Consider the following 13,220-nt stretch of genomic DNA (forward strand, 5'->3'; position numbering starts at 1 on the left):
GATGAAAAGATTTTTAAAACTAATGCCGGCATTAGTATTGATCGGGTTATTGTTATCAGCATTTACCATAGTAGATAGAACTGCGGTAAAGTGTTTAATTCAATTAACGAACTATTCTGGTGAAGGTGCTTATTTAATAGTGTCTATTGTTGATGCGGATAATGAATATGTAGAGACCTTATATGTTCAAGGGAAAGATAGTGAGTGGTACAGTGAAATTACCGAGTGGTGGAAATTCTATGGAAAAAACCGCCCAAATATAGATGCTATTTCAGGAGAAACGATCAGCGGAGGAGAACGTGCAATAAATGTTTTGCAAATACCTAATGATAAAATAGATAAAGGATACCACCTTAGGTTTGAAACCTCTGTGGAAGATCAAGGGTACTTTGCAGATGATATTCAGTTTCCATTGACTACAGCAAACTTAAAAACAAAAGTAGAAGGTAAGGGATTTATACGTTACGTACGTATGCTTCCTCAATAAGGAATATTTAAAGGCCTTTACAAGAAGCCATTTGCAATAAGGCAATCTGCTGCATAGTGCAGGTGATTTCATTTTTTTCGTAATGACATTTTATTTAATTACGTTTATTTTACAATCAAACTTCCAGAATTCATTTTATTGATATTCTGGAAGTTTTTAAATAGTAAAAGATTACAAAACTACTCGATCATCGAGATTTAAATGCTCTGACGCTTGCGTCAACATATTAATTATGTTTTCAATTCAATGTCTCGCAGGTTTGTCCCGAGATTATTTATTTTTCATAGTATGACAATTTCTATTTGGCGCTATAGTCACCTTACGCTTGCCCTAGTTTCTTCGTTATTTTTGATAGTAGCTTCGGTTACAGGAATTATTTTGGCTATTGAGCCTATGTCATATCAAGCAAAAGGATATGCAGTAGAGAATCTAGAAGAAGTTTCTTTGGCTACTACCATTGAGGTCTTAAAGAATTCATATGATGAAGTTTTAGGATTGGAAGTAGAAGCATCAGAGTTTGTGAAAGCTTCGGTACTGACCATGGAGATGGAAACTTTAGATATGTATATTAACCCCATAACAGGCGAGCAACTTGGAACGGTTGAAGAGCGGCCGTATATATATACTTTTGCCACCAATCTACATCGTTCCTTATTTCTAAAAAGTATAGGTCGTTTTATGGTGGGGCTTATTTCCTTACTCTTATTGATCATTGCTTTTACGGGTTTACTTTTGTTGGCCAAGCGCCAAGGCGGATTTTTTAAGGTATTCTCAAAGGTTCAAAAAGATTATTTTGAGCTACGTTACCATGTGGTATTAAGCCGTTGGTTCTTTGTACCTATTGTAATTTTAGCATTTACGGGAGTCTATTTATCCGCAGAAAAATTCAATTTGCTGCCAGAAGCTGAAGTTCAACAAAAGGAACAGGCTGTAAACAAAACCGCTCAGCACTATGAAAATATAACCGATATTCCGTTTTTTAGGGAAACTACATTGGCGGATGTACGCCAGGTAGAATTTCCATTTTCAGATGATCCGGAAGAATACTATCTCATTGCTTTGCAGCATAGGGAAGTAGAGGTAAATCAACAAACGGGTGAGATCGTACGTAGTGGCAATTATCCTTTTGTCACCTTAGCTTCTCGTCTTAGTTTGGAATTGCACACAGGAGAAGGAAATGTTTTGTGGTCCATTGTGCTCTTGCTTGCCAGTGCCTCTATGTTGTTTTTTATGTATTCGGGCTTTGTGATGACCCTTAAGCGAAGAAAGAAAGGAAAGCGCATTGCCCAAATGGCAGATAAAGAGGAGTGTGAGTTTATCATATTGGTAGGATCGGAAAATGGTGCCACATTTGATTTTGCTCAACGGTTCTATAACGGATTAACACAGGTGGGTAAAAAGGTCTATTTAACAGAGCTTAATAAGTATACAGCCTATGCAAATGCAAAACAAATAATCGTATTCACATCTACTTACGGTAAAGGAGAGCCACCTACCAATGCACGTAAATTTTTAACCTTGTTCTCAAGTATACAACAACCAAATACTATTAATTTTTCTGTGGTTGGTTTTGGTTCTTTAGATTATCCGGATTATTGCGAGTTCGCCATTGAATTAGATGGTCTAATGAAATTGGCAACGGGCTTTAAGCAACAACTCCCCCTTTTTAAAATTAATAAGTCCGATTTTGATTCTTTTGAACTATGGATAAATCAGTTTGCAGAAGAAGTCCAATGCAATATTCCGGTAGAAAGACCACTAATTAAAAAAAGGAAGTATAAGAAAGTGGCATTTGATGTTGTTGAGCGAACGGATTTAAATGTGGATGATACGTTTTTATTGCGTTTACAGCCTACAGCGCATATTGAATTTACTTCTGGAGATTTGTTGGCAATTTTTCCAACCAATGCTGATACCGTTCGTCAATACTCTATAGCAAAAATTAATAACGATGTTTTGCTAAGTGTAAAAAAACATGAAATGGGAAGGGGTTCTAACTATCTCTTTAATTTAAATGTTGGAGATACAATTAAGGCCGCCATAGATAGCAATATGCATTTTCATTTGCCTGAAAATTCAAAAAATACAATTTTCATCTCAAATGGAACCGGTATAGCACCTTTCCTAGGGATGATCTCAGAGAACACAACTCAGAATATTGCTATGTTCTGGGGAGGAAGGGAAAAGGCTTCTATGGAGATTTATAATTCGGTTTTGGAAAGAGAGATTTTAAATCGCAAAAATATACATGTATTTACTTCTTTCTCAAGAGAGGGAAAAAAGCAATATGTCCAAGATGCTGTTTTAGCACAAAAGGATTTGGTTTTAGAAACTATCAATTTAGGTGGTACCATCATGATTTGTGGTTCACTTGCTATGCAACATAATGTGTTAGATGTCATAGAGAAATTGTTAGTAGGCAACCAAACCATTTCTTTTGAAGCTTTTGAGCAAAGTGAGCAACTAAAAACAGATTGTTATTAAACGAATTGCGATGAGCTTTTCGCGGCCGGACAATCTGCTTAAATTACTAAATTAATGGAGATTTAGGTTGCTAATAAACGGGAGACTTCACTTTGTTGGTAATGAAAGTTAATCCCACTGCATCTTTTGCAAACGCACTGCATTCAAAATTGCTAAAAGTGCCACGCCTACATCTGCAAAAACAGCTTCCCACATGGTAGCTAATCCGCCGGCACCCATGGCAAGGACTATAAGCTTTACTCCAAAAGCCAATAAGATATTCTGCCATACAATTTTACGTGTAGAATTGCCAATCTTAATAGCTGTAGCAATTTTAGAAGGCTGGTCATTCTGTATGATGACATCTGCGGTTTCTATGGCAACATCACTACCTAATCCGCCCATGGCAATACCTACATCACTAATTGCAAGAACGGGAGCATCATTAATTCCGTCGCCCACAAAGGCTATTTTCATGTTCGGGTTCTTTTTAAGTTTCTCAACTTCTTCCAGTTTTTGCTCCGGTAGTAATCCGCCTTTTGCCCAATCAATACCCAATTCATTAGCTATTTGTTGGGTGATGGAATCTTTATCTCCGGATAGCATTATAATGTTCTCTATTCCCGCTTTGCGCATATTTGCAATGGCAGTTAACGCATCGTCTTTTAATTCATCGGATATGGTAACATAGCCGGCGAATTTTCCGTCTATGGCCATCATAACTATAGATGCTACAATAGCCTCGGTTTCTGTTGGAACTTCAATTTTGTTTGCAATCATCAAAGCTTTATTTCCTACTAAAACCAATTTTCCGTTGACTGTTCCTTTTATTCCTTTACCGGCAATTTCGGAGACATTCTTTGCTTTATATGGAGTGTATTCAATCTTGTATTCCAAAATTGCCTTTGCAATTGGGTGTGTAGATTGTGTTTCGATCGCGATCAAGTTCTTCATGAATTCCTCTTCGGTAAAATGCTGATCTTTAACGAGATTATTAATTTTAAAAACCCCTTTGGTAAGCGTGCCCGTTTTGTCCATAACTGCCGTATTTACTTTAGTTATAGTATCTAAAAATGAGGCCCCTTTAAATAATATTCCGTTACGTGATGCAGCTCCTAGTCCGCCAAAATAGCCTAGTGGAATGGAAATCACCAAAGCACATGGGCAAGAAATTACCAGGAATATTAAGGCACGATATAGCCAATCTTGAAAAATATAGTTCTCAACAAAAAAGTAAGGCAAAAAAGTCATTGCTATTGCCAGATAAGTAACGATGGGTGTATATACCTTTGCGAATTTTCGGATAAACAATTCGGTCTTGGATTTTCTGGCTGTGGCATTTTGGACCATATCTAGAATACGGGCAATAGAGCTATCCTTGAAAACCTTGGTGGTTTTTATTTCAATAACCCCGTCTAAGTTAATGCTACCTGCATAAACTGCATCTCCTTTTTTAAGGGTATCCGGCTTGCTTTCTCCAGTTAACGCAGCCGTGTTAAAAGAACCTTTGTTGGAGTGTAAAATGCCGTCTAGTGGTACTTTTTCCCCAACTCTAACTTGAATGATTTCCCCTATTTTGACCTCTTCTGGTGAAACTGGAACAACATTATGATCACGGAAAACCATCGCTTGATCCGGTCGTAGATCAAGTAATGCTTTAATACTGCCTTTAGCTCGTTGAACCGCAGCACTTTGAAAAAGTTCGCCCACAGCATAGAACACCATAACTGCTACACCTTCAGGATATTCGCCAATACCGAATGCGCCAATTGTGGCAACGCCCATCAAAAAAAACTCAGTAAAGAAATTCCCTTTTTTAATGCTTTCCCAGCCTTCTTTTAGTACAGGTAAACCAACAGGTATATAGGCAATTATGTACCACGCCAATCTCACGTAACCTTTAAAGAGTGGCGTAGCGTTAACATGGTCTATCACCATACCAATGACCAGCATGCTGAAACTGATAATGGCAGGTAGGTATATTTTAATATTCAATGAATGTTCTGGTGCTTCATGCGTATGTTCGTCACCACAGCAATGACCACATGAACTTTGCGGAGCTGTAGCTGTCTGGAGATCTGTTTTCTTCTTTTTCATAATACCTGCAAGGTCTGAAAAGAGACCATGCAACAGAAGTGCATTTAATGGGCGCTACATGAATCGCAAACTCCTTTAATGACCAAATTGGCATCTTCGGCAATGTAACCGTGGGGTAAATTGATGTGCGGAATTTTATGCTCTGTTAAACAAACAGTTTTGTCGCAATGACTACAATGAAAGTGTAGATGAAGGTCTTGGTCTATTTCGCAGTTGCAACCAGGTTGGCACAATGCAAACTTTGAAATATTGGTTCCATCATCAATTTGATGAACAATGCCTTTTTCTTCAAATGTTTTTAAGGTTCTGTATAATGTGGTACGCTCGGCTTTCTCAAAGGCATTCTCAATATCGGTCAATGCAACGGCCGTATTTTTGCTGGCCATAAATTTGTAGATAAGTATGCGCATTGCGGTTGGTCTTACACTTTTGTTATCTAATGTTCTTTCTACTTCTGTCATGCAAATACGGGGTTTGTAGATACGCTTAATACTAATGTAATCAATGTTTTAAAAGATTTCAATTCTAGGTGATCTTTAACTTTAAATTGGCTATTTGGTTAATGAAAATGAATTGCTATTTTTTATTGTAATAGGTTGAAAATTATAACTTTAGTCTGTTATGGCTTTAATTATCAAAAGTTTACCGTTCTATAAAAGATATGCAATATTAGTGTAGGCATTTTTAGGATAGTAAACATATTTCAGCGTTATTTTTTGTAGCTGATTTTTAGTTTTTTAGGTGGATTTGTGTGAGTGTGCTAAGGATCCTTAAATCAGTGTTATAGCTGTATTTAATTGTAGGTGATCTTTAACTTGTTTAGGTCTAGGGAATGATGGAGTGCGCTTGTAAAAATAGTTATTCTACATCGTAGGCAATATGGAAAATTGCGTCGCCTTGGTTTACAATTGGTGATTGGTTGATGCAAATAATAAATCCGCTCTCTTTGGCTTTAATCTTCCTTTCAAAATAGCCAAACGGTCCAGAAATACTTCCTATTTCATCACCCTTTTTTATAGCTTGTCCTACCTTGGTCTCTGGATGAAACATACCGGAGTGTTTTGCCCGTACCCATTTAGAGGCGTGCACCAATTTTGGAACGGTTTCTTTTAAAGCATATTCCCCTAGTTCTTTTTCAAAATTGCGTATACCTAAATGATGCATGATACGTAAGGCGCCAACAACACCGTTATCTGTTATTTCGCTGTTTATATGAAGTGATTTTCCACCCTCGTATAATAATACTTTCTTATCTAATTGATGCAAGGTTTCACGGAACGATTTTTCACGTCCTGCAGATTTTACAATGAATTCTGCTCCAAAAACCTTCGCTAAGGCCAAACCGTCCATATCATTCTTGTCAATTCTAATCTGTGGGGCGTTAAAACGACTGTCACCGCCGGTATGGTAATCTATACAATAATCTATTACCGGGGCAATATCTTTTACCAAGTGGTAGGCAAACCTACTTGCTAGTGAGCCCCGTAGGCTTCCTGGGAATACTCTATTTAAGTCCCTGCCATCGGGAAATTGACGTGTCTGGTTCAAAAATCCGAATATGTTTACGACAGGAATGCAAATAACCATACCGCATTCTGGCTTATTATATTTTTTGGAGACTATTTGTCTCACAATTTCAACACCGTTAATTTCATTACCGTGAATACCACCGGTAATCAACAGGGTGGGACCGTCCTTTTTACCACGTTGTACAATTACCGGAACCTCTATTTTAGTTCTGGTATGTAATTTTGCAATATCTAAATTCAATTGGGCGTCTTTTCCTTTTTGAATGGTTTCTCCTAAAAGAGTATATTTTTTATTGAACATTATGCCTGTCTGTACATTAATTTCTACAATTACCTAAAACTTTATCATCTGGTAAATTATAATCGGTAAAATTAGTGTTTAATAATACATGTGTTATTTAAAAAGAAGTTTGCTAGATAGACTTGACCGAGGCAATCATATTTTTATTTTAATGATACTGATTTTTAATTCGTTAGCTAGTGTTATATCGGTGCAGCAAATCGTTAAAATAAAATTTATCTTTGAATGGTTAATTTTATCACAATTTTTAATAATCATATGAAGGTTAATAGCTTAGTTTTTGTTCTTGTTAGTATATTGATTTTAGGTTCTTGTAAAGAAAAAAATAAGAATGAAAGTGATGGTGTAGCTCAAGATAGCCCTGAGTTCACCAATGACTTAATTAATGAAACCAGTCCGTACCTTTTGCAACATGCACACAACCCGGTAGAGTGGAAACCATGGTCAGATGCTGCTTTTAAAAAAGCAGCTGATGAAAATAAATTAGTGGTGTTAAGTGTAGGGTATTCTACTTGCCACTGGTGTCATGTAATGGAAGAAGAATCTTTTGAGGACGCTGAAGTTGCCAAGTTGATGAACGATAAATTTGTCAGCATTAAAGTGGATAGGGAAGAACGACCAGATCTGGATATGGTGTATCAAACCGCTTTGCAATTGGTGAATGGTACCGGTGGATGGCCAATGAACGCAATTATTATGCCTGATGGTAGTCCTGTTTTCCTTGGTACCTATCATGAAAAAGAGGAATGGAAAAATATTCTTTTAAAATTTAGCACAGAATATGAAGAGAATGCTAAAAAAATGAAGGAATATGCTAGGATGTTGGCAGATGGTGTACAAGAAGTGTATGCGGAACCTGCAAAACAAAAAGCGAATGCCATTACTCCTGATAAAATTGAAAACGGTATAGCAACGTGGTCTACCATGTGGGATTTAGAATGGGGAGGCAATACCGGTCAGCAGAAGTTTATACTACCTGCAAATTTGACGATGCTTTTAGATTATGCGGTATTGCAGCAAAATACAGCATCAAAAAATCATGTATTACATACCTTGGATAAAGTGATTAATGGTGGGATTTATGATCACATAGATGGCGGATTCTTTAGGTATAGTACGGACAATTCATGGAAAGTACCGCATTTTGAAAAGATGTTATATGACAATGCGCAACTTGTAAGTTTACTTTCTAAAGCATATAAACTAACGGGTAAAAAAGAATATAAAAATAAAGTAGCCGAAACCTTGGCATTTTTAAAATCAGAAATGAGAAATGAGGATGGGGGCTATTTTAGTGCTATGGATGCCGATACCAACGGAGAAGAAGGCGTCTATTATGTTTGGAAGACGGCAGAATTGAAATCATTGCTAACCGATGATTTTACAATGTTCGCCAAATATTTCAATATTGAAGATGGTCAAGTTTGGGAAGATGAAAATTTTGTACTGAACAACACGGTTTCCAAAAACGATATTTTAAAAGATTTCAATGTAAGTGAAGAACAATTGGATGAGAAGATGGCGCACTGGAAATCTACCTTATATCAAGCGCGTCAAAAAAGAGAAAAACCGACCAAAGATTATAAGATTTTAACATCCTGGAATGCACTTCTTGTAGACGGGTTGCTGGAAGCTTACAAAGCCTTTGGCGATGATCAGTATTTAAGAGAAGCAATAGCTGTGTTTAATTATTTAAAGCAGCATAATTATGCCAACGGTGAATTGGTACATTCGTATACTAAGGATAGTAAACAGAAAGAAGTGTTTTTAGAAGATTATGCTTTTTTGGCTAAAAGTGCATTCGCGCTTTTTGAGGTTACCTTAGATACGGCCTATTTAGATATTTCTAAGAACCTGATGAACATTGCAGCAGAAAAATACAAGAGTAATTCTGAGTTGTACTATTATAACGTATCAAGCGAATTAGTGCCAAGAATTATTAATACTTCTGATGGTGTAGTGCCTTCTGCAAATGCTATAATGGCGCAGAATTATCTTCGTATCGGTCATCTGGAATACAATACGGAATTTTTAAAAAAAGCTGAGGTTATGGGCTCTTTGATTACTTCAGATTTCCAAAATCATGCGGTAAGTTATGGAGCATGGGGAACTTTATTGTTAGCACAGGCATTTCCTTTTTATGAGGTTGTTGTTGTAGGTAAAGATGCTAAAGAACTTATAAACGAAATACATAAGACCTTTTTAGTAAATTCCATAGTAGTAGGTGCTACTGCAGAAAGTGATCTTTCACTTTTTAAAGATCGCTTTATTGAAGATGATACCTATATTTATGTTTGCCAGGACAATACGTGTAAATTACCTGTAAAAACCGTAAGGGATGGTTTTGAGCAAATGAAGTCTTTTGGTTATCAAGGTTTTAGGTAGAATTATTGACGGTTGATCTTTAATGGTTTCAATACAGGCTATAAAACCTTGGTTTTACCAATAAATTAAATAAGATTTGTAGTATAATATAAAATAGTTAGCATGCCAGGTTTTGAGTTGTTCGGTGAGAGTGAAAAAAGTCAAGTTCAAGATGTTTTGGATTCCGGTGTTTTAATGCGGTATGGTTTTGACGGAATGCGTAATAACCATTGGAAGGCATTGGAACTAGAAGAAGCTTTGACCAAACGAATGAACACAAAATATGCACAATTAGTAAGTAGTGGCACGGCTGCTTTAACGGTGGCTTTAGCTAGTGCAGGCATTGGAGCAGGGGACGAGGTAATTATGCCGACCTTTACTTTTGTAGCTAGTTTTGAATCTATTTTGGCAATTGGTGCAATACCTATTTTGGTTGATGTAGATGAAACGTTGACCTTGAATCCAGCAGCTGTAGAAAACGCTATAACCGATAAAACAAAAGTAGTGATGCCGGTGCATATGTGCGGTTCTATGGCAGATTTAAAAGCATTGAAGGCTATATGTGATAAGTATAACTTACTGTTGTTAGAAGATGCTTGCCAGGCTATAGGTGGTAGTTTTGAAGGAAAGCCGTTAGGAAGCTATGGAGACCTAGGTTGTTTTTCTTTTGATTATGTGAAAACGATTACCTGTGGTGAAGGTGGGGCAATTATTACCAATAATGAAGAATACAAAACAAATGCCGATCATTACTCTGATCATGGGCATGATCATGTTGGTGATAATAGAGGGGCGGAAAGGCATCCGTTTCTAGGTTATAATTTTAGAATATCAGAATTACATGCAGCAGTTGGGTGTGCTCAAATAGAACGGTTAGATGATTTCTTAACTATCCAAAAAAAGAATTATACCGTTTTAAGAAATGCCTTATCGCCACTTTCAAATATTACCTTTAGAAAGGTACCTAATGGCGGAGTAGAGAATTATTCATTTTTATCTTTCTTTTTACCTACACAAGAAATAGCCAAGAAAGCACACACGGCGTTAGGTGATGCGGGTGTGGATGCCTGTTTTTATTGGTTTGATAACAACTGGCATTACTACAAAGAATGGGAGCATCTAACTTCTAAGAAATCTTTAGGTAAATTACCACAAGAGGTTGTTGATCAGTTGCCCGACTATGCTAAATCTGACTTCTCAAAATCTGATGCATGGATCGGTAGAACCGTTTCTTGCCTCATAAAACTAAGCTGGACAGAAGAACAGGTTGCTGAACGTGCTGCAAAAATGAAAGAAGTACTTGCTAAATTTTCTTAAATATAGGTTGGTTAGTAGGACACGTATTCAACAATTTCTAATCCGTAACCTATAATTCCTACGCGTTTTCCTTGGGTGCTATTGGTCATTAGTTTCATTTTGTGAATACCTAAGTCATGTAGTATCTGTGCTCCAATTCCGAAGTCACGTTGGTCCATTTCAATTTTAGGGGCTTTGTGTATGCCTTGTTTTTGTAGTTCTTTCAGCTCTTTTAATCTAGAAAGTAGGTTCAATGATTCTGAATCTTGATTAATGAACACAATGGCTCCCTTGCCTTCTTCATTGATTTTCCTGAACATATCCTCTAATTGCTCATCTGGGTTATGGGTCAAGGTTCCTAAAATATCATTGTTGATTAAAGTAGAGTTGATTCTGGTTAGAATTTTATCCTCTGATGACCATGAACCTTTAGTCAAAGCAATATGGATATGATTATTAGTAGTTTGTTTGTAGGCTCTAAGTCTAAAAGCACCAAAACGTGTGGTAATTTCAAAATCAGTTTCCTTATCAATTAAGCTATCATGCTCCATTCTATAGGCAACAAGAGACTCTATTGATACAATTTTTAAATCGAACTTTTTAGCTACTTCTACCAGTTGGGGTAATCGGGCCATAGTACCATCCTCGTTCATGATTTCAACGATGATACCTGCAGGTTGCAATCCTGCTAAACGAGCAAAATCAATGGCAGCCTCGGTATGTCCAGTTCTTCTTAAAACGCCACCTTCCTTGGCTACTAAAGGAAATATATGTCCTGGTCTTGCCAAGTCATGAGGTTTAGTATCGTTCTCAGTTAACGCAATTACAGTTTTAGACCTGTCACCGGCAGAAATACCAGTGGTAACTCCTTTCCCTCTTAAATCTACGGATACGGTAAATGCTGTTTCTAAAGGATCGGTATTGGTACTGACCATCATATGTAAGCCAAGATCTTTACAGCGACCTTCGGTCAAAGGGGCGCAAATAAGACCTTTGCCATGGGTAGCCATAAAATTGACCGTTTCTGGTGTTGCGAGTTCTGCCGCTGCCAAAAAATCCCCCTCATTTTCACGATTTTCATCATCAACCACAATAATTACTTTACCGGCGCGAATATCTTCGATAGCCTCTTCTATGGTATTCAGTTGTATAGTACTAAGATCTGTCATGGTTATGAATCAGCTTTATCTTTTTTCTTAAATAGTTTTTTGAAGAAATCGGCTATAAAACCAAAATCCATCATTCCCTTGTCTTCCGTAGCTCTCTTTGTTAATATAACCCCTAGAGGTAGCATGATAAGCGTTGCTAGCCAAGCACCTAACATTGGGTGTATATTACCTTCTTTGGCATAGTTTCCTGCAAAAACGCCTATGAAATAATAAATGAGGAACAGTACTATGGCGATTACCATAGGCAAGCCTAATCCGCCTTTTCTAATAATGGCACCTAGCGGAGCACCCACAAAGAAAAGAATGATACAGGAAAATGCTAAAGCATATTTCTTATGTAAAGAAAGAATGTGCATATTGTATATTTTATACCGCTTCTGCATTTCTTCTTTCTTTCCACTAACGGTACCAAGAATACTTTTAGTAGCATTTTTGGCACTGTTTAAAATTTGTATTTGTTGCCAGTCTGGAAATAGGACAAGAAAATTCTTGTTTATAGAGTCTTGAAGGGCCGTATTTTGCTTAGCTAAAACTGCCTTTGACGCTATAATAGAATCTTTTTTAGTTACCATATTCGCCTTGGTAGTATCTTTATTTTTGATTACCAATGGGATAAATAAACCTGTTCTTCCTTCAATATTCTTAGAAAAAGCACGAACAATACGGTAATTGTCGCCTCGTAAAGAATCAATATCTTTTGTAAGACGAGATATGTTCTTCATTTTATCCGTACTAATATTTCTTTCTTCTTCTAATTCATCATTGTTGATTTCAGGAATTTCGATATTCATCGTATACGTATCAAAATCAGCCTGAGCAAAGGGGAACTTCATTTTTTTGTCATTGCTCTTCGTTTCCACATCTTGGTACATGTGTCCGTCCTTCAAGACTAATTGTATTACGTCGGAATCTTTACTGCTGATCAGTTCACCAGACTCAGATTTGATAACCCTAGTGTTAATATTGTTGGCTGATTTTGTATGGATGATAACGTTTTTAAGGAAACGATCGTTTTCTCCATATTTCTCATCCACTTTAATATTCATACCTTCAAAATCACTAAAAACACCCTCAGAAACTACAGCAGCGGGTTTAACCTTAGCAATATTTCTACGTAAATTGTAAATTTTACGTTGAGATAAGGGAATGACGTTGTTGGCAAAGAAGAAAGTGACTCCGCCTAAAATGGTAACAAATATGATCAAACTCAACATGGAACGCTGTAAAGAAATGCCTGAAGCCTTCATTGCGGCAAATTCGTAATTCTCCGCTATGGATCCAAAGGTGAGAATGGAAGATAATAGCACTGTCAAAGGGAGTACTTTTTCAGTAAGGTCTGGCATTAGATAGAACAGAAACTTACCAATGATGACGATATCAAGACCTTTGCCCGCGAGATCATCAATAAAAAGCCAAATCGTTTGGAATATGAAGATGAACATCAATATTACAAACGAACTGACAAAATTAAAGACGAACCTTGATAGGATATATCGGTCTAGTATTCTCAATAG

The 13,220-nt window shown here is 36.9% G+C and carries 9 protein-coding genes; 4 read left to right on the top strand and 5 right to left on the bottom strand.

The annotated features are described in order from the left end of the window. Nucleotide 1: 1 nt before the first annotated feature. Together BW936_RS17110 and BW936_RS17115 are read left to right on the top strand one after the other, a co-directional pair. Nucleotides 2-487 carry a DUF2271 domain-containing protein gene (locus tag BW936_RS17110; protein WP_143744213.1) on the top strand — a complete coding sequence of 162 codons (486 nt, stop codon included), beginning with the start codon at nucleotides 2-4 and terminating at the stop codon, nucleotides 485-487. Between the two features lie 288 nt (nucleotides 488-775). Further along, complete coding sequence (locus BW936_RS17115; RefSeq protein WP_076550639.1) at nucleotides 776-2,971, top strand: PepSY domain-containing protein; 2,196 nt, start codon at nucleotides 776-778, stop codon at nucleotides 2,969-2,971. 108 nt (nucleotides 2,972-3,079) lie between these two features. On the opposite strand, the gene BW936_RS17120 is transcribed toward BW936_RS17115, so the two are convergent. From BW936_RS17120 to BW936_RS17130, 3 genes are all read right to left on the bottom strand, one after another. Next, nucleotides 3,080-5,047 (bottom strand): heavy metal translocating P-type ATPase, encoded by a 1,968-nt coding sequence (locus BW936_RS17120; RefSeq protein WP_076550640.1) that lies wholly within the window; start codon nucleotides 5,045-5,047, stop codon nucleotides 3,080-3,082. Nucleotides 5,048-5,091: 44 nt separating this feature from the next. After that, a complete protein-coding gene (locus BW936_RS17125; RefSeq protein ID WP_076550642.1) occupies nucleotides 5,092-5,508 on the bottom strand; it encodes a Fur family transcriptional regulator in 417 nt (138 codons plus the stop codon). 397 nt (nucleotides 5,509-5,905) lie between these two features. After that, complete coding sequence (locus BW936_RS17130) at nucleotides 5,906-6,877, bottom strand: succinylglutamate desuccinylase/aspartoacylase family protein (RefSeq protein WP_076550643.1); 972 nt, start codon at nucleotides 6,875-6,877, stop codon at nucleotides 5,906-5,908. A 258-nt stretch (nucleotides 6,878-7,135) separates the two neighbouring features. Between BW936_RS17130 and BW936_RS17135 the strand changes: the two genes are divergently transcribed. Together BW936_RS17135 and BW936_RS17140 are read left to right on the top strand one after the other, a co-directional pair. After that, a complete protein-coding gene (locus tag BW936_RS17135) occupies nucleotides 7,136-9,262 on the top strand; it encodes a thioredoxin domain-containing protein (RefSeq protein ID WP_076550645.1) in 2,127 nt (708 codons plus the stop codon). A 102-nt stretch (nucleotides 9,263-9,364) separates the two neighbouring features. Next, nucleotides 9,365-10,558 carry a DegT/DnrJ/EryC1/StrS family aminotransferase gene (locus tag BW936_RS17140; protein ID WP_076550646.1) on the top strand — a complete coding sequence of 398 codons (1,194 nt, stop codon included), beginning with the start codon at nucleotides 9,365-9,367 and terminating at the stop codon, nucleotides 10,556-10,558. An 11-nt stretch (nucleotides 10,559-10,569) separates the two neighbouring features. Here the strand turns inward: BW936_RS17140 and ribB are convergent, their stop codons facing one another. Both ribB and BW936_RS17150 read right to left on the bottom strand, forming a co-directional pair. After that, entirely contained in the window at nucleotides 10,570-11,706 is a 1,137-nt protein-coding gene (gene ribB, locus BW936_RS17145; protein WP_076550648.1) for a 3,4-dihydroxy-2-butanone-4-phosphate synthase, read from the bottom strand. A gap of 2 nt (nucleotides 11,707-11,708) precedes the next feature. Continuing rightward, nucleotides 11,709-13,148 (bottom strand): LptF/LptG family permease, encoded by a 1,440-nt coding sequence (locus tag BW936_RS17150; protein ID WP_244156256.1) that lies wholly within the window; start codon nucleotides 13,146-13,148, stop codon nucleotides 11,709-11,711. Between the last annotated feature and the right edge of the window lie 72 nt (nucleotides 13,149-13,220).

Source organism: Maribacter ulvicola, from assembly GCF_900155985.1.
GTDB classification, from domain to species: Bacteria; Bacteroidota; Bacteroidia; order Flavobacteriales; family Flavobacteriaceae; genus Maribacter; species Maribacter ulvicola.